This window comes from Bacillus paranthracis, assembly GCF_024296885.1.
Lineage (GTDB): Bacteria > Bacillota > Bacilli > Bacillales > Bacillaceae_G > Bacillus_A > Bacillus_A paranthracis.
In genome coordinates this window covers 1015922-1033845 of sequence record NZ_CP101135.1, presented here as the reverse complement: position 1 = coordinate 1033845, position 17924 = coordinate 1015922, and the positions used below count along the sequence as shown (strand labels likewise).

Here is a 17924-nt window from a genome sequence, read left to right as displayed (position 1 = left end):
AATCATCACAAAACTTAACCTAGTAAAATGTTTTAACTCGAAGGAAGGCACCTTAAAAGTTGCTTTTCTTTATATGTTAAAAAAGCTCGCCTATTTCCGTAGGCGGGCTTTATCTTTATTACACAATAAGAAAGTATACTCTCTTTTTCTCTAAAATTTCATGTAATTATACATATTTATGAACATACATGTATTGATGAACTTTATCTCTACATACGCATGGCATTAATCCATTGAAAATTTGTCTTCTTTAAAGAAAAACTCTCTTTTAGAAAAAAGAAAAGACACCCTAAAGTGCCTTCCTCCGACTTGAACCATCTTAATTTTAATAATATGTATTGGACTCCCATCCAACTATTATTTTACCATGTTAAGTTGTTTTTGTTTATTGAGAAATACAATAATTTACTTGTGCTGGTTGTCTATATGAGATCTTTTTGTAGTCCATGTAGTAATTAACAAAAAATCAATAGTAGTAATGACACCTAAAAGTCCTTGCTTGAACCAATGGATAGAAACATAAGCAGTACTGAGTATATATTAAATCTCCTTATAAGCAACCTCTCTATGGGACTACACATAGGGAGAAAAATAGATATATACTTCTCTATCTACCTTAATGTTACTTGATAAGTGCTTATTTTCATTATATATACCAGGAAATGAAACCGGCTATAACAATCAATGGAAGGGTTACTGCGAGTTTATTTTTTAGAGGGACACGTTTGTCTGGAACACCGGGGTGGATAACAAAAGCGAGTAAAACAATTGCTCCAATAATACCTAAAAGTGTATGAATGATGATCATCCTCCTAAGGAATATTATTATTAATTTTATCACACTCAAACAAAAAAGGATATAAATAACAATTAACCCTAAACAAACTATTTTCAATTCCAATTATATAGCGTCACCAAACATAAAGTGAAACTATAATCAGCGGTAAGCCCCCTTCCCCATTGATTATTAATTGAACCTATCGAGCATTTACAGGCAAATGAGGGATAACAGTAAAAATAATATAATTAAAAGAGGAGTGAAATTTCACTCCTCTTTTTTACTTGTGGATTTTAACACTCATTAGATCGCTACTAGAATTTTGCTTCTCTAAGCTTATCTCTATTTTAAGATTGTTTTTATTTATATCAAAATTACCTGTGCGTGTATTAGAAGCCACTATATTATCAATCTCTGTACTCAAATCTAAGTTTGGATTTATCATATTGATCCATTTTTTCCCTAACTCTACTAACGCCTTCTTACCTTGACCTCTATCAATTACAAAATTAACGGTAAAGTTACTTTCATTATCGCCTTCTACAGTGAAATTCCCATTAAATTCTGGAATCCCTTCTAATACCGGAGAGAATAACACGACCTCTGAACGTGGACCGCCTATCCCTATATATTTTAGCTCCGCATTATATTTTGCGTTAATTTCAGTAATAAGATTTTGTGCTTCCTTAGATATAGATTTTTTTAATACCGAAGAGCTATCCATCCAACCTTCATGATAATAAATGAGCTCGTCTGCTAAATCTTGTGGGATAGCAGTAGGCTTTGACTCATGCTCTTTTTCCGATTTATTAATTGCATTGTATAAGAATAGTGCATACTGCTCACGAGTCACGAGACTTTGTGGTTCAAACTTATTATCACCTGTGCCCGTCGTAATTTTATTTTCTTGTAATGCACTGATAGCATTTGTTGCCCAGTAATTTTTATCTACATCTTTGAAAGTAGTAGTAGATGTTGCTTTGAAGTTAAAAGCCTTTGTTAATACAACAGCTAATTGTTCACGCGTTAAAACGTTATCTGGACCAAATTTCCCATCACCAAATCCGTTCATAATACCAGCTTTATTAAGAGCTAAAATTTCTTTTTTAAACATATGCTCTTCTATATCTGTGAAAGGGTTTTGTGTATTAAGTTCATCTACTGGCTTCAAGTAGGCATATATTAGTCTAGCTACTTGTCCTCGTGTAATATTATCACCAAAACCAAACATTCCGTTTCCATAACCAGCCACAATATTTTTCTCTTTTAAATCCATAATTGCTTGATAAGACCAGTGATTTTCAGGAACATCTTTAAATCCTAGTGTATTTTCTGCTTGCACATTTGTTAGAGGTGTTAGTGTTGTTGATGCAATAACTGCCCCTGCTAAAATTAATTGTTTAAAATTCATAATTGAATCCCCTTATTCTTAAAATAATATATTAAAAAAATACCGTACATATTTTTTAATATTAACATATAAAAATGTTTTTTGTAGGTTAATTATGGAATATTTAAAGAAGGTTATTCCAGCATATAATGTTTATACAACTAAATTAAAATCGTACTAACTTGCTTCCAATACGCACTCATTTCCTTTATCCATTTAAAAAAATACAATTTATAAATGCAAAAAATCCCCTCAAAGCATCAGCTTTAAGGGGACCCATCCTATCATCTTCTCTCTTCATATAATCGATTTGCTTTATACGAACAAACTAAATACATAACAATTGCAGCAGGGATAAACAACCATGCAAAGCCTCTCATCAATGCAAGTGGTGTTTCAAATAAGAATGCCCATAGAAATGATACACCTTGCTTATCCCATAGTCCTGGCGTAAAATATAGTTCTTTCGGATTTGCAAGTGCTCCTAAACGAATCGTGTCATTAAACATAAATAGAATTAATATCGGAATAGAACATATCGCTAATTCTAAAAATGTTTTAGATAGACGTTTATATTTCCCTGCTCGTGACATTTGATCTGAAAAAATGTCATCTTCATTTTCCTCATTTACCTTTTTAAAATAGTGCGTACCTGACCACCAATTACCAGCTATATGCTCCCAGCCACTATCTTCAAATAATGTACAGTAATTCATAAATTCACTTTTTCTACTAAATACCCTATGGTCTATTTTAATCGTCGCATCTTCCGGTTCTGTATATCTAAATGTATAACCAAATGTATTGCTTTCTAGTTGATAGCCTTTCCAAGCCATCTCTTCTAACCATTTTTCCTCTTTCTCAAAGTCTAAAAAGAATTTCAATTTCCACATCATTGTTTCCCCCTAACTATACGTGTAATAAAGTGAAACTTTAATCAGTGGGGGTTTTCTTCATCACCCACTGATTATTAGTTGAACTAATCGGACTTTTATGGGCAGTTGATCCCCCACCTAACTTCTTTGCTTTCGCTGAATTTTGAGGTGGGGGTCTTACTGCCCATTAAAGTGGGATAAACTTTTTGTAACCGCAATAATGTGCTGCATTCTCATAAAGTCTAAATGCAATACTTCTTTCCCGCGTTCCGTAATGACATACACTTTTCTTCGTTTATCTTCACTTTTTACCGATTCTATTAACCCTTGTTTTAATAAATTTTCAACCGCCCCATACAATGTGCCCGCTGCGATTTTCACTTGATGATTACTCAGTTCCTCCACCTTTTGCATAATTAAATAACCATGTGCTGGCTCTAATAAAGCTAAAAGAACGTAATACGTTGTTTCCGTTAATGGTAAATTCTTATCTCTATTCATAAAGACCTCCAATGTAACGATAAATATATAGCTAAACTATATAGTCGAACTGTATATGTCAAATGCAGAAATAACTTCATTACCCATAACAAAAACGCTACCTTTTTAAAAAGATAGCGTTTTTATATTACCCTTGCTTATTCTTTGCCTTCATTTGCTCTTCATAAACAAACTTTGCGGTCATAAAATCGTTAGGAAAATCCCTCAACGCCTTCTTCATCACGTTCAATTCTTCTTGTGATTTGATCTCTACTCCATTTAAGAAATCAAATGCTTTTGATTGTTCATCCGCAACAAAGTTTTGCGTCATATAATCATCTTGAAAGTCTTGCTTCGCTTTTTCTTTCACTTTGTTCATTGCATCTGTTTTATTTATACTTTTCACAGGATTTGCGAATGCGCCTGTAGGCTGTTCTTGTTTAGGCTCTTCTTTCGTTTCCGGCTGTGGAGCTGGTTGTTGCTTCGGTTGTTCTTGTTGAACTGGCTGTTGCACTATTGGTTGCTCTTTTTTCGCTAATTCATCTTTTAACCTCTTAACTTGTGCATCCAGAGATTTATTTTCAGTTTCTAATACACTCTTATCACTTTTTAACTTTTGCATTTCTTCAAAATGCTCATCTACTAATGTATTGTATTCTTTCTCAGTGTACATTTTTTCACTAGTTGATGTCGTTTTTCCCTTCGTAATAACTACATTAATAATTACAAGTAACACTATAATTCCTATTAACGCAGCAACAATCTTCTTTTTGTTCATTATTAATCCTCCAAAATGTAAAATTACCAAGGTCATCATAACAGATGCTAGCATGTTCTTTTGTCGCATTACGTCGAATTAAAACAAAATAGGATAAGTCCTTTTCTATTTTTCATAAAAACACTCTAAACAAATATTGAAAATAGCTCTGTTTATTTCCGTAAATTTGCAAGCGCATTTCATAAATGATATTGATTATCATTTTCATTAAAATAGTGATATAATGATTTCATCAAATATAAGGAGGTAACAACAGTAAGTGAAAACATAAGCAAACGTGAACAACGCTCTTTATCACGTAAATTTGAAAATATAAAAAAGCGAGGTGAATAATCTGTTACTAACAAAAGAGCAAATATAGATATAAATATGCTTAGGGTGCAGCAGATTGTATATTTGTCTATATTTTTAGTAGCAGAAAATTATGATTACATCTTTTATCCCTAAGAATGTATGTATCTTTTCTACTATCCTATTTTCTATATTCTTTTCATCACTATCATCACAACAAGCAATGGCAGCAGAAGATCCAGAAACTCCAGTAACAATAATGAATCCCGATGAACCTTCCAAACCCGAAAACTATATTCAAAGTAAAGATTCATTATATGAAGAATCAGGAGGCCTTTATACAGAAGAGGACCTCAAAAACGCCATACCTAAAGATAAAACAAAAACACCAGACAACTCCATCAAATTAAATCCATCATTTGAGAAACCACCTATGAAAGAAAAAGATAAAAAGCAACAATTTGCACCACCAACTTATCCCAGCAATGATCCTGTTCCTACTAAATCAATAGTCCCAAAAACTACAGGAAAGCTATATTTTCGCGAGACCCCTAATTCTAAAACGTCGGTATGCTCTGCATCTGTAGTTACTTCTAATGAAGATAACGCAATATTAACAGCAGGTCACTGTGTTCACGATGGCGCTAAAGGTTCCTGGTATACGGACTTTTTATTTGTTCCAGCGTACTTTAATGGTGAACGACCATATGGTAGTTGGATATGGGAAAAAGTCCATGCACCATATGGCTGGACAAATTCAGGTAAATATGATTATGACAAAGCCATTATAAGAATGAGACCAAATAATAGCGGTACCAAAATTGCGAATTATCTAGGGTCAAATGGTTGGATTACTAACGCTAGTCAATATCAGACAGATGTGCGGATAACAGGATATCCATCTGATGCCCCTTATGATGGCCAACTTCCTTATTCATGTTATGGTGACACTTTTAAAGATGGCCTTTTTTCAAACGATGCATATATGAATTGCGGGATGACAAAAGGTTCTAGTGGCGGTGCATGGTTTGATAGAATGTCTAGTGAATCTCTTGGTTATATATTTGCTGCCACATCAAGAAGCTCAGCTTCTGGTACGAAAAGACTTTACGCTGTCCCCTTAGGTGATGAATTTACTAACATGCTAAACGCTGATTAATTTTACGATTCCTTCAAGAGAATTACATGAAAAAAGTGAAACTTTAATCAGTGCGGAATAAATTATATAATTTGTTAAATCTCTTTTTCAGCAATTAAAAAAAGCATCTGAAACAGATGCTTTTTCTCATTCTCACTACATAAACGTAATCGTCACTAAAGAATACCCTTCTTTCGCATTATACGGCTCCGCTTTATAAGAAACACGGCTTGCCCCTTGCGGATAACCGATTTCCCCAATTGCTTTTTTCACATCTTGCAATGCGCCATCCATTGATTGTTTATAAAGGATTTCGATCTTTGGTGACTTTTCGTTATAACGTTGCTGCATTTTATTTTTTAATTCGTTATAGTTATTTGCGATGTATTCATTTCCTAAATAGTTTAACTTTGTATCTTTTAATATTTGCTGATAGGCAGGGATTTTCGTACCACCTGCAGCAATTTTATTTGTTAATGTACTATAATAATTTGTTGTAGCTTGCGGATAGTCACTTCTGTTCCATTCATGATTTCTTGCGATTTGCTCATCTGATAAGTTGAAATAGGAATATGTTACGCGGCCTTGTTCATCTGGCACAGGATCATCGAATGTTGTATCAAGGTGATACCATTTGTTTTCGATTTTCACTAAGTTCCAAGCATGAGGCTGACCGTCTCCAGTTCCTACTACAAAATGATTCTCAATTCCCGCTTCTTTTAATAATTGATAAGTTAATAGTGCGTAACCTTGGCAAACCGCAGAACGATTTACGAGTGCTTCATATGCTGTGTAAGCTTTATAAGACGTATCATAAGAAACATGTTTTACGACATAATCATGAATCGCTTTCACTTTTTCGTGATCATCCATCCCAACTTGTGTAATAGAAGAAACAATTGCCTTCGCTTGCTTCATTACATATTCTGTTTGTTCTTTCGTTTCACGATATGTAATTTTTAGCGTAAACGTATAATTTCCAGGTGATCCAGAAAGTCCATATGAAACATTCGATCTATTATTATTTGTATACTCATTTTTACTTGCCACTTCTTTATAGGCGTTAAAAAGTGTATTCATCACTTCTTTTGTATTACTATTTGTCGTTTTATATGGAAGTGTAATATTCGTTTCGTACGCATTAATACGCTTCTGCACTTCATCTTTGAATGCTGCTAATAGTGCTGCATCTCCTGTATTTTGCACCGCAACCGCAGGCTTTTTATACTGCAAAGCATTATATAAAAACTGTGCATATTGTTCACGCGTTACCGTTTTAGCAGGTTCAAATTTCCCGTCGCCTGTACCAGATGCAATCCCGTTTGACTGCACCGCACTAATTGCCCCTTCTGCCCAAAAACCATTCGGAACATCATTAAATGTATGCTTTTGCTTAGCCGAAACTTGAAAAGCGTTTTTAATAATTTGCGCCATTTCTGCACGGCTAACAGAATCTTTCGGTCTAAAACCTCCGTTTCCATCCCCGTTAAAAATCCCTAATTTCGTTAACGTTAAAACCTCTTCTGGAAACAATGTGGATCCTGAGCGAATATCTCGATACGGATTGTTTAAAGTAGATCCATCTTGTAATACGTAACGAGCACCATCATTACTAAACGTACCACCTTGCTTATTCGGTAACAACGCACGATAAATTAAAGCTGCAACTTGCTCTCTCGTCGCAACATCACCGAAACCAAACTTCCCATTTCCATAACCAGAAATAATATTTTTACCCGCTAAATCTTTAATTGCTGGATACGACCAATGCGATGTAGGCACATCGGAAAAAATACCCCCCTCAGCAGCTCTCACATCACTGCCGTTTGTATACAGTAAAGCACCACCAATAAGTGATAATGATGTAATTGATTTTAGTAGTTTTGTGTACATAATTCCTTCTCCCAATATCGTTTCTATTTATGTTATTTTTTGTCGAAAAATCTAAAAGAATATGACAAAACATATTATACTATTAAAATTTTTTGAAGGATATATTAGGTTTTGAAATATGCAAAAATTCATATTGTTATAGGGATTCATGGTGATATTATGTTGTTTTACTTGTGGATATATAAATAGTAACTCGTTATAACTCCCTCATGATAATCTCTAATTTAGTATTGAAATCCTCTAAATCTCAATGTATTATATTTTTGTATTTTCTCAGTTTCCCAAGCCGAGAAAACATCATCACTTCTAAAAGGACCCGAACTTCAGGGGGTCCTTTCTTTTATTCCTCATTTTTATAAACGTATTTATCGTTTTATCTAGTACAATACTAAGAGACTCTCGCGTTTGCTTTCGTGCCATATCATCACTTATTTCATTATACAAGCTACAGCCTTTTCTAATTTCTGTGGAGCGATGTATTGCCTTACTAACCCTAAACCAATCGTAGCATTTATTAAATTATCTATTATTATAATCTAATTTACAAAACATGAATTCCTTCGAATAAAACTCAATATTATGTCCATAATGTTGATAGGCTGTATGCCAAAACCCATTTAGTTTTCTCTGTATCTCCTTGTATTGAGCAGTTAGCCTTTGCTAGCTGCTCTTTTATTTGTAACCTTGTTAGACAAGTTTTCATATAATGTAGTCATTCCTTTCTTATAAATTAAGCTCGTCACTTGAATTATAAAAATGGGATTATATCCTATAACATTTTCAGGAATTATCCATATTTTATTTCTGAAAAAGTGCTTTATTTTGCTGAAAGGTGGTTGCGGAAACAACCGTCTTTTTATTTATGGCAAAATGAGATTTCTATTCCGATCTATTACAAAGTATGTTATTACTGGTACCATCCGGTATAATAAATACAGATCAAATATTGAAAGGAAATATGACAATGAAAAGATATTTGAACTTCATTTCACTTTTCTTAACTGTACTTGTAATAATTAATCTTACAATTATACATACGAAGTATCAATTCTTTATAGGTGCATCTATAGCAATATGTTTAACTATTATTTCTACAAATGAAATTATAAAATTCCTTGCTACTAGTAGCTTATTAGTTTATGGATTTGCCGCTTTTACTTATTTAAGTATTGCTTGCTAACTTTCAATTTCGTTTTGTATTAAAATAACATTTTTATTTAACTTCATCACGTTAAGTTATATAGAAAACTATATATAATTGAATATTAAAAATGTTATTTCGATTCTAATATAGAGGCACATACGACTTTTTTCTTTGTTTATGGAGTTCTTACATAATAGTAAGGACCTTTTTTATTTCAAACACAATTTGTTCATTTTTTTGATACATTTATGAAACATTCATGTGTTACCTTCAGTACGTTCTATTCTTTTTATAATGTCGTGTGAGATATACCAAAACGTGAAACCCTAGACCCCCTAAACCTAGGGCGATTTTATTTAATTACTAGTTTTCATCAACCCGAGAGCTTAGTAATTACCTCTTCAGGCTCAACTCTCTCCCTTTTGAGGATTGAACCCTTTTTTTATAATATTATCCCCATACTTCCTACTTATTTGTACAAAATCCTACTTCAACCTCTCCCAAAAACTTTAATATCACATAAAACTTACGTAAAGATTGCTATAATTCAATTAATCCCTCAATAAACGTTATATAATAAAATTGAAAATATCCAGTTTGCATACAATTGTCTTTCTGTATGACATATAACTCTTTTGCTAAGAGAAATCCTAGCTTTTTTATAGAGAATCAGTTTAAAAATCAAAAATAAAAGAACCTCAATAAATGAGGTTCAAAAAATCTACTATTTTAAATTACCTTCGTAAAAAGCAACTCCATTTTGAACATGCTTTAAATACCATGTAATCGTCCCGCCACAAACATTTTCATTAAAACTATTAGCATATACTCCATTTGAGTAATAAAGAGTTCTTTTAAATTTACCATTAGAATACTCATAAGGAATTGAGCATGCTGCTTGCTTCGGAGAACTCACAGCTTTTTGCGTATCAGCTGAAGCCGCTCCAATTCCTCCTGTTAATGCAATACCAGTTGCCAATAGCCCTACTACTAATTTCTTAAACATAATAAATCCCCCTTTAATAGTTTTTATAGCTTACAACTTAAATGTATCACTTTTGTAACTTATGTAAATATCTTGAATATGTAGAAATATTTATTTAATTTTTGGTAATATTAGGATTCCATTTTATCAAATGAAAAATAGAGGAATTTAGAGAAGTATGTAACAGTGCATAATAAAGTGAAACTTTAATCAGCGGGGGGTTCTTTATCCTCCACTGATTATTAGTTGAACCAATCGGACTTTTATGGGCAGTTGATCCCCCACCTAACTTCTTTGCTTTCGCTGGAGGATTTGCTTTATTAGTTGTATTATTTATTCTATTAATCATTATCGGATGCAGTTGTTTCTGCTAAAAAACTATTAGAAAAGGTACCTATATGGGTACCTTTTCTTTATATGCCTTATTCATTATCTAGTTCCAAATTTTTATCACGATTGAATTTGTTTTTTCATTTTTCGTATTCATCATACCTGAAATAAGAATCGATTTCAGACATGTGTTTTTAACGAAAAGAATTGGGGACCATTTTTTCCCACAAAGGAAATACCTTTTTGAAAATCTCTACCATGGAAGGATCAAATTGTGTACCAGATCCTTCTATAATACGTCTATACGCTTCTTCAGGAGATAGAGCCGAACGATATGCTCTTGAAGAAGTCATTGCATCAAAAGCATCTGCTATTGCAACGATTCTTGCGCATAATGGTATTTGATTTCCTTTTAGTTTTTGAGGATAGCCCTTTCCATCCCATCTTTCATGATGAGAAAGAATTATGTCTTCATTACCTTTTATTAAAGATATATTTTTAAAAACTTCTAATCCTAATTGTGGGTGTGTCTTAATAATATTATATTCTTCTTCTGTAAGAGAAGATGCTTTCTTTAAAACTTCATCAGGAATACCTATTTTCCCTATATCATGTAATAAACAGATAAGGTGAAATTGTTTTAAATAATTATCATCATATTCATTTGTTTCTTTAGCAAGAATCGTAGCATAATTGGCTACACGTTCACTATGTCCTTTCGTATATTGATCCTTTAATTCCATTATCCTCATTATCGATAAAGCTGTTTCTTTCATTTGTTTTTCATAGGATGCTTTAATTTTTTGTACTAAAAATTTTAATGAAAGAAATACAAAAAATGACGTAACAAAAATTGTTAGAAACAATAATATTAATGATATTGGATAGTTAATTTCAAAATAATAAATAGCAATTAAAAATCTACATATCATACAGATAGATACCGATAGAAGATAATAAATACTTAAAAATAAAGGTGCAGAAATTACTAGGAAGCACTCTAAATATGGGATATGTAAAGACGAACCTGGATCACTTATAAACATAAGATCATATGCCAAAAGATAAATAATACTAACACCAAGAAAAATATATTTTGTAAACATTTGTTTATTCATTTTTTGTAAACACTTATTACATAAAAAAAATGAAATGAAAATAAATAAAAATACGAGTTCAAATAAAAGCTTCTCTAGTGTAAAATCCTTTCCAAGAATAAAATGTTGATAAATATTATCAAACAAAAGAGTACTACAGGGAATAAATAGAAACATGTTTATCGGTTCTTTCGTTTCAATATTTTTAATCCCTTTCATCATTTTACACACCGCCAAACCTTTTTTAATAAAAAAGAAGTTCATATAGATATTATTAATAATATCTAAGAATAGATAATAGTGCAAAAAACACCCTTTCTCATAACCTATAAATGGGGTACTGCCATGATAGGAATGTATAAAGAGATGGATAGGGTTATAGAAAAAGAAAAAGGCGAATTCCTTTTGAAGTTTGGAATTCGCCTTTTTCTTGCTACCGATAATGAGACGTTATATTAACCTCATATGTATAGAATATACAGTAAACTAAAAAGGAAAATTTTACATTTTTTATTGTTTCTTATAAGTGAACTATTTGTATTCCTGTCTATATAATTTAAACGAATAAATAGCTCCAATAAAGAATACAAAAGCTTCAAATAATATAAAGATTTGACGGAAATTCTCGATATCTTTACCAACTAAAGAAATAAATATAGCATTCATTAGAATTTGAGTAATAAACATACGAGAAGTAATTTTTAAATAAATAGCATTTGTTCCTTCATCTGGTTTACCAATTTTTTTGTAAATAATAATAAGTGCAATTACTGAACCCAAAAATAGAAGTGCTGTAAGTCCTACAACAATATTGAAATTCCCTGTACTTTCTAACATCCATTTATTTAATAAATCAATCATTATTATCTTCCTTTCCTACATAAGAGAATATTTCTTTCTTCTTTTTCACTATAATAAAAAAAGAAAAAGGAAAACATCGAACTTTCTTACAAACATTCTTGTATTCTTACAATTTTGTCATTTTGCAAATGTATTCATCGCCTTTCCTTTCATTATTTTCTTTGGAAAGCATAGTGAATTACGAAATAGAGCGCTACATGATCAACTTCCAAGAAGTAGTGCACGAAACCTCTTAATTCATGCAATTAGTATGTAGAATACTAATGAGTTATTGATTAAGAAGATAAAGGAATAAGAAATACGATAAAGAATTAGAATAGATAATGTAAAAAATGGAAAGAGGGGAAAAGATGAATCTAAAATTAATAGATGTAACAGAAGAAAATTTCTTTGAAATTATTAATTTAAAATCAGATAAACTTCAAGAAAAACACATTCAAATATATGAAAGATGGGTTGGTTCAAATGCTTTCTTTCTTGCAGCTTGCCAAACGTTTGGGTTTACTCCGAAAGCTATATATGATAATGATGTTTTAATAGGTTTTGCTTCGTATGGGTTTAGAAATGAAACGAAGCAATATGAGTTAATTAGTATGATGCTTGGCCATCAATATCAAGGGATAGGGTATGGGGTTCCTGTTTTAAAAGCAGTAATAGATAGTATGGTTCAGACGTACAAATGTGAAGAAATATTCTTATCGGTTATTCACGATAATGAACGCGCAAAGCGGATTTATGAAAAAGTGGGTTTTAGGCCAACAGGAGAGATTGAAGAAGGACACCATCCAGAATTAGTTTACTGTTTAAAATTAAAAAACTATGTAAATGTATAAAACTATATATACCTCTAGTTCTGTATAAATCTTTTCATTTTCTGGTTTTTGCTCCATATTCTTTAACATATGAAGCAAAAAAATTAATTTCGTGTAGTTTATTTTTGTTAGCATGATAGCGATGTGGTGCTCCCCCTGTTAGTAGTAATTTTAATATCACTATGGATAAATTACTTTTAGAACTTTACTTCCAAGAATGAATTTTATGTGAACAATTAGTTGAAAATTCCCTTTATTAATTAACTAAGTAATATTTTGAAAGAACATATAGATATAATAGAAAGAATACTCGGTGCATCATCTCAACGCGCTGAATAGGTACATTATTGCATGTTAAAAATTTAACTTAAGGTGGAATTGTATATGACTGAAGATAAAAGACTGAAAAAGCCGGTGGTAAGTTTTATATTACTAACCAACATTATTTTCTGGCCACTTTTTCTGCTTGTAGGAATTACAAAGTTATTACATTTTCCAACTTGGATTTTTGATGTAATGCTCTGCATATCAGCTTGGTCTTCCACTTTTGCTTTTATGTTTCTATTTAAAAGAATTTATCCTGGACAAAATTTTATTCAATTCGTAAAAGATAGATTTAAAAATAAACTTAATTACTCTATCGTTCTTACTGTCAGTATGATTCAAATAATTATATTTTTGACAATGCTGTTTCTCATTTCGACTAATAGTGAAGCAGACTCTATTTTTAATAGAACTACATGGGGCGTGTTAATTTATTATGTTGTTAAAACTATTGTATCTGGACCACTAGGAGAAGAATTAGGGTGGAGGGGTTTTGCATTAATGGAGCTCCAGAAAAAATTCTCGCCATTAAAATCTTCAATCATTATTGGTTTTTGGTGGGGAATGTGGCATCTGCCTATATGGTTTACTACAGGTTTTACAGGCAGTAATTTAATTAAATATATTTTATTTTTTATGATTGCAATTATATCTACTACAATTATCATGGCAACATTTTATAATTTAAATCAAAATTTAATTGTTCCAATTATCATCCACTTTTTCTTTAATTTATTTATTGGCATAATAAATGGACCATTAATCGAATTAATTATGTATACTGCAATTTTTTATTTAATAGTTGCCATTTTACTTATAGTTATAAATCCAAAGAAAGTTTTATATGGAAATAAAATTAAAAACTTTGTTAATAAAGAACATGATTCAATTTAGTAATAGTTTTTACAGCTTTTTTATGTTTGTTCTATACAAAATTAGTAGACATAGCGTCTCATTACTAATAGTCAACGATGCACAAAATTTTCGTTATGGGGGATTTGTATTTTCTTAGCTTAATGGTGATGTGACGCAACCTCAACTTAGTACAATATCATTAAAACTATTAATCTAATAGATTCTTGAAAAAACTAGTTATCTATACACCACTTTGGTTAAATGTGGATATTTTTCAAAGAGGTAAAGTTAATATAGATCAACTAAATAACGCAAAGAAAATGTTTTATTTCATAAAAAAAGGCTCCATTGCTGGAGCACTCAAAAATAAAATAAGTAAATGAATTAAAACAAATAACAGACAATTTAACTATATAGATTAAACATAAATAAATCTATATATATGTAATTTTGCATATTAAAAATTATTTATTGATGCTATAATAGGCTTACTCGATGATTGTTATATTTTTTCATGGTTTTTAAGCAATATGATACCTTCTTAACACCAAGTGTACAAGTAAGAGAAGACATCTTAATCGATGTCTTCTTTTCTTATATAATAACAACACAATAAAATTAAGTTGATTCAAGCTGCAAGATGGCACTTATGATAGTAAAGCATACATCATCACGTTGTCAGCAAGCAAAAGTGTATTCTGCATTTCTGAAAACAGTAGATGGCAGATTGTGCCCTACTGAATCTGCTAAGAAAGAATATACAAGCACATCCTTAACATCCTCTTTATTTCCACTAATTGTGACATCAAGAAAATCTTCTATTTGGAATTCTGGCGTAAACAACACAATCTTAGTTGTTCTGTTTGGTTCTAAAGAAACAAAAGTACGAGAGATTTCAACTAATTCATTTTGAGTTGGGAAAAAAGTGTTTCGACTTCTCTTAACAGTGACCGTTACATTACTAGTATGACAGCGTGAATCATTGTTTAACATAATGTTAAGAGCAGTTGGAATAATCCCATTTTCAGAAACGGGAACTCGAAACACTCCAGTAGATTTATGAGCCATATCATCACATCCTTTCAAAATAAAATATATTTACAATATATTAGATGCAAAAAACGTTCATTTTGATAGGGACAAATTATATGATTAATATATCTATAATAACCCTCGGTATTACTAAGCCAATGATGAAAAAGATTAATAAATACCGTAAAAAATAAGAACTCATATTACTTCTTTTAAAATTCTTATCTCAGTATTTATAAAATACATATCTTTGTGGAAAGAACATCTAATGAAATTATATATATCAACTAAAAAAATCCCCTCCACAGTGAACAACTTACCATGAAGGAGATTCTTTCAAACTAACATCATTCCTATTTCAAACTACCCGCAATCTCCGTAAAGATAACCCCAAGTGCATGTGCACCTGCATCTGGATATCCTAAGCTTCTTTCGCCAACTGTACCGGCGCGGCCCATGCGAGCTACGATTTCTTTCGTGTACTCTGCTCCTTTGACCGCTGCTTCTGCTCCTTTTTCAAAGGCAGTTTTTACGTCTACTTCGTTTGAGGCGCTATCTAACCAAGAATCTACACATGGAGCAAGTGCGTCAACAAGTGTTTTGTCACCAACTACCGCTCCTCTGCCGAATGATCTTTCCCCGATCGATTGTATGCCTTGCAGTGCTGCTTGTAACATTTCAGCGAACTCTTTCACTGTTAATTCACGTTTTTCGCCTGCTGCTTTACTAGCTGCGCGGAATGCACCGCCCCAAATTGGACCAGATGCGCCGCCGCAATGTTCCATAATAATCATGGAACAACCGTCAAGGAATGATCCGATCGTTACGTTTTCTTGTTCTACAATCGAATGCCACTCACGTTTTAATTGCTTAAATCCTTTTGCTACACTCATTCCGAAGTCTCCATCACCAGCATGCGTGTCTAGCTCACAGAACGGTACTTCATTTTTAATAATAATATCGCTCATTTTATCAACGAGATAAATCATGTTGTTTAATGTGATGACATTCTCTTTAATCACAGCGTGCTCTTCCGCCGTTTCTAGTTCAAAGGAAACTTCCTTCTCTTCTGTCTCTTCAAGTACATTTACATACTCAACACTTTCAACTGGCCCATCTACTTTAAACGCTGGTGTATTACACTCTTTCGATAGTAATGTTTTTAACTCATCATCTAATTTCATCACTGTTAAAGACATACCAGCCATATCGATACTCGTCATATAATTGCCGACAAATACTCTATTAATTTTAATGTTTCTAGCTGCTAGTTCTCTCGTCACTGCGTTGTTAAACAGGTAAAGTTCTTGCAGTGGTGTTCCGCCAAAACCGTTAACTAGAAGTGCGATTTCTTCGCCATCTTTTACTCCTAAATCTTTTACAAGATCATTTGTCATACGGTTCGCTAGTTCATCTGCTGACAACATTTTTTCACGTTTAATTCCTGGTTCGCCGTGAATACCTACGCCGTATTCCATTTCATCTTCCGCAAGTGTGAAAGTAGGTGATCCGCTCGCTGGAACTGTACAAGACGTTAACGCTAAACCGATTGTGCGCACGTTAGCAGCTGCTTTTTCCGCTACAGCTTTCACCGCTCCTAAATCCATACCTGCTTCCGCTGCTGCACCGGCAATTTTATGGACTAAAATAACGCCCGCAACGCCGCGGCGTCCTACTGTATATAGGCTATCTTCTACCGCAATATCATCGTCCACTTTTACATAGTCGACTTCAATTCCATCTTCTGTCGCTAAATGCGCTCCGTTTTTGAAATTCATAATATCGCCGCTATAATTTTTAATAATTAATAACGTACCTTTTTTACTAGCTGTCTCTTTAATCGCTTGATACACCTGAATTTGTGAAGGAGAAGCAAACACATCTCCGCACACAGCCGCATCTAACATTCCTTTTCCGACTAATCCTGCATGCGCTGGCTCATGACCACTACCGCCGCCACTAATTAATGTTACTTTATTTTCGTTCATTTCTTTCTTCTTAATGACTTTATATTTTTTCAAAAGCTCAAGCTCTGGATGAGCCATAACCATTCCGTTGCACATTTCCATTACTAATGTTTCTGGTTTGTTTATAATCTTTTTCATTGTAGTTCTCCCTCAATTCCTTTAATATATTGTGATATATTTGAAATCTTCTTCTTACTATCCATGTTAAAATGAAAGCGTTTTATAGTAAACGGACAAAATGGACAATCTGTCTAAAGACACCGCTCTCATTTATAGATAGGATTTTTATATTACTAACATTCTAGGGATGATTCAGATGACCTCTTCTATAATTTCTAAAAAGATAATCGCGAATTCATTGAAGTATTTAATGGAAACAGAGTCGTTTCATAAAATATCAGTGAGCGATATTATGTTACACTGTCAAATGCGTAGGCAAACTTTTTATTATCATTTTAAAGATAAATTTGAACTATTAAGCTGGATTTATAGAGAAGAAACGAAAGAAAACATTATCGATTTTCTCGACTATGAAACATGGGAAAATATTTTCGATTTATTATTTGATTACTTTTATGAAAATCAAAAATTTTACCGAAATGCTTTCAAAGTCATTGAACAAAACTCGTTTAATCACTATTTATTTGAGCATACGAAAAACTTATATATGAAAATTATTGATGAACTATCTGTGAGCTGCGGATTCAGTCTTTCTGATGAGACAAAAAATACGATTGCCTCCTTTTATAGTCACGGCTTCGTTGGAACGATAAAAGATTGGATTGAAAGTAAGTGTGAAGTAGATCCTTCCATTATGTCTTCTCTTATGAAAAATATGATAAACAATCAATTACTACTATTACTGGAGCAATCAGCAAAGTAATTAAAGGGTGG

Annotated in this window: 15 protein-coding genes and 2 pseudogenes; 7 read left to right on the top strand and 10 right to left on the bottom strand. The window is 32.3% G+C overall.

All coding sequences use genetic code 11. The features are described 5' to 3' along the window. Positions 1–1058 precede the first annotated feature (1058 nt). The 4 genes from NLJ82_RS05185 to NLJ82_RS05170 all read right to left on the bottom strand — a co-directional run bounded on the left by NLJ82_RS05185 (position 1059) and on the right by NLJ82_RS05170 (position 4301). Complete coding sequence (locus tag NLJ82_RS05185) at positions 1059–2189, bottom strand: S-layer homology domain-containing protein (protein ID WP_001009750.1); 1131 nt, start codon at positions 2187–2189, stop codon at positions 1059–1061. Between the two features lie 263 nt (positions 2190–2452). Beyond that, on the bottom strand, positions 2453–3064 hold the full coding sequence (locus tag NLJ82_RS05180) for a DUF2812 domain-containing protein (RefSeq protein WP_001993041.1): 612 nt from the start codon (positions 3062–3064) through the stop codon (positions 2453–2455). A gap of 156 nt (positions 3065–3220) precedes the next feature. Further along, entirely contained in the window at positions 3221–3544 is a 324-nt protein-coding gene (locus NLJ82_RS05175) for a PadR family transcriptional regulator (RefSeq protein WP_001078064.1), read from the bottom strand. 127 nt (positions 3545–3671) lie between these two features. Next, positions 3672–4301, bottom strand: coding sequence for a hypothetical protein (locus tag NLJ82_RS05170; RefSeq protein WP_001035233.1), 630 nt, complete (start codon positions 4299–4301; stop codon positions 3672–3674). Between the two features lie 270 nt (positions 4302–4571). Between NLJ82_RS05170 and NLJ82_RS05165 the strand changes: the two are divergent. Continuing rightward, positions 4572–4691 (top strand): annotated as a pseudogene (locus NLJ82_RS05165) (RNA-guided endonuclease TnpB family protein); the annotation flags it as partial. Positions 4692–4725: 34 nt separating this feature from the next. Further along, positions 4726–5751 (top strand): trypsin-like serine peptidase, encoded by a 1026-nt coding sequence (locus NLJ82_RS05160; protein ID WP_000633061.1) that lies wholly within the window; start codon positions 4726–4728, stop codon positions 5749–5751. Between the two features lie 135 nt (positions 5752–5886). On the opposite strand, the gene NLJ82_RS05155 is transcribed toward NLJ82_RS05160, so the two are convergent. Beyond that, positions 5887–7623 (bottom strand): S-layer homology domain-containing protein, encoded by a 1737-nt coding sequence (locus NLJ82_RS05155; protein WP_000288214.1) that lies wholly within the window; start codon positions 7621–7623, stop codon positions 5887–5889. 964 nt (positions 7624–8587) lie between these two features. Between NLJ82_RS05155 and NLJ82_RS28730 the strand changes: the two genes are divergently transcribed. Beyond that, positions 8588–8803 (top strand): hypothetical protein, encoded by a 216-nt coding sequence (locus NLJ82_RS28730; RefSeq protein ID WP_041185162.1) that lies wholly within the window; start codon positions 8588–8590, stop codon positions 8801–8803. 688 nt (positions 8804–9491) lie between these two features. On the opposite strand, the gene NLJ82_RS05145 is transcribed toward NLJ82_RS28730, so the two are convergent. Then, complete coding sequence (locus NLJ82_RS05145) at positions 9492–9773, bottom strand: LCI fold-containing protein (RefSeq protein WP_000473834.1); 282 nt, start codon at positions 9771–9773, stop codon at positions 9492–9494. A gap of 278 nt (positions 9774–10051) precedes the next feature. On the opposite strand from NLJ82_RS05145, the pseudogene NLJ82_RS05140 reads away from it, so the two are divergent. Next, positions 10052–10126 (top strand): annotated as a pseudogene (locus tag NLJ82_RS05140) (YjcZ family sporulation protein); the annotation flags it as partial. Between the two features lie 150 nt (positions 10127–10276). On the opposite strand, the gene NLJ82_RS05135 reads toward NLJ82_RS05140, so the two are convergent. Together NLJ82_RS05135 and NLJ82_RS05130 are read right to left on the bottom strand one after the other, a co-directional pair. After that, complete coding sequence (locus NLJ82_RS05135; protein WP_000975384.1) at positions 10277–11401, bottom strand: HD-GYP domain-containing protein; 1125 nt, start codon at positions 11399–11401, stop codon at positions 10277–10279. 309 nt (positions 11402–11710) lie between these two features. Beyond that, positions 11711–12040, bottom strand: a complete 330-nt coding sequence (locus NLJ82_RS05130; protein ID WP_000566279.1) for a hypothetical protein — start codon at positions 12038–12040, stop codon at positions 11711–11713. 350 nt (positions 12041–12390) lie between these two features. Here NLJ82_RS05130 and NLJ82_RS05125 point away from each other — a divergent pair, with 350 nt between their 5' ends. Beyond that, positions 12391–12873, top strand: coding sequence for a GNAT family N-acetyltransferase (locus NLJ82_RS05125; protein ID WP_001049722.1), 483 nt, complete (start codon positions 12391–12393; stop codon positions 12871–12873). 363 nt (positions 12874–13236) lie between these two features. Continuing rightward, positions 13237–14070, top strand: coding sequence for a CPBP family intramembrane glutamic endopeptidase (locus NLJ82_RS05120; protein ID WP_000133829.1), 834 nt, complete (start codon positions 13237–13239; stop codon positions 14068–14070). A 639-nt stretch (positions 14071–14709) separates the two neighbouring features. Here the strand turns inward: NLJ82_RS05120 and NLJ82_RS05115 are convergent. Continuing rightward, complete coding sequence (locus NLJ82_RS05115) at positions 14710–15099, bottom strand: hypothetical protein (RefSeq protein ID WP_000940661.1); 390 nt, start codon at positions 15097–15099, stop codon at positions 14710–14712. A gap of 317 nt (positions 15100–15416) precedes the next feature. After that, positions 15417–17168 (bottom strand): dihydroxyacetone kinase subunit DhaK, encoded by a 1752-nt coding sequence (gene dhaK, locus NLJ82_RS05110; RefSeq protein ID WP_000720740.1) that lies wholly within the window; start codon positions 17166–17168, stop codon positions 15417–15419. A 178-nt stretch (positions 17169–17346) separates the two neighbouring features. Between dhaK and dhaS the strand changes: the two genes are divergently transcribed. Next, positions 17347–17913 carry a dihydroxyacetone kinase transcriptional activator DhaS gene (gene dhaS / locus NLJ82_RS05105; RefSeq protein WP_000204220.1) on the top strand — a complete coding sequence of 189 codons (567 nt, stop codon included), beginning with the start codon at positions 17347–17349 and terminating at the stop codon, positions 17911–17913. Positions 17914–17924: the final 11 nt, after the last annotated feature.

Excerpts from the sequence above, each read along its gene's own strand:
- NLJ82_RS05155 (WP_000288214.1), bottom strand. The coding sequence starts at position 7,623 with ATGTACACAAAACTACTAAAATCAATTACATCATTATCACTTATTGGT.
- dhaK (WP_000720740.1), bottom strand. The coding sequence starts at position 17,168 with ATGAAAAAGATTATAAACAAACCAGAAACATTAGTAATGGAAATGTGC.
- NLJ82_RS05130 (WP_000566279.1), bottom strand. The coding sequence starts at position 12,040 with ATGATTGATTTATTAAATAAATGGATGTTAGAAAGTACAGGGAATTTC.
- NLJ82_RS05120 (WP_000133829.1), top strand. The coding sequence starts at position 13,237 with ATGACTGAAGATAAAAGACTGAAAAAGCCGGTGGTAAGTTTTATATTA.
- NLJ82_RS05145 (WP_000473834.1), bottom strand. The coding sequence starts at position 9,773 with ATGTTTAAGAAATTAGTAGTAGGGCTATTGGCAACTGGTATTGCATTA.
- NLJ82_RS05185 (WP_001009750.1), bottom strand. The coding sequence starts at position 2,189 with ATGAATTTTAAACAATTAATTTTAGCAGGGGCAGTTATTGCATCAACA.
- NLJ82_RS05175 (WP_001078064.1), bottom strand. The coding sequence starts at position 3,544 with ATGAATAGAGATAAGAATTTACCATTAACGGAAACAACGTATTACGTT.
- NLJ82_RS05125 (WP_001049722.1), top strand. The coding sequence starts at position 12,391 with ATGAATCTAAAATTAATAGATGTAACAGAAGAAAATTTCTTTGAAATT.
- NLJ82_RS05170 (WP_001035233.1), bottom strand. The coding sequence starts at position 4,301 with ATGAACAAAAAGAAGATTGTTGCTGCGTTAATAGGAATTATAGTGTTA.
- NLJ82_RS28730 (WP_041185162.1), top strand. The coding sequence starts at position 8,588 with ATGAAAAGATATTTGAACTTCATTTCACTTTTCTTAACTGTACTTGTA.
- dhaS (WP_000204220.1), top strand. The coding sequence starts at position 17,347 with ATGACCTCTTCTATAATTTCTAAAAAGATAATCGCGAATTCATTGAAG.
- NLJ82_RS05135 (WP_000975384.1), bottom strand. The coding sequence starts at position 11,401 with ATGATGAAAGGGATTAAAAATATTGAAACGAAAGAACCGATAAACATG.
- NLJ82_RS05115 (WP_000940661.1), bottom strand. The coding sequence starts at position 15,099 with ATGGCTCATAAATCTACTGGAGTGTTTCGAGTTCCCGTTTCTGAAAAT.
- NLJ82_RS05160 (WP_000633061.1), top strand. The coding sequence starts at position 4,726 with ATGATTACATCTTTTATCCCTAAGAATGTATGTATCTTTTCTACTATC.
- NLJ82_RS05180 (WP_001993041.1), bottom strand. The coding sequence starts at position 3,064 with ATGATGTGGAAATTGAAATTCTTTTTAGACTTTGAGAAAGAGGAAAAA.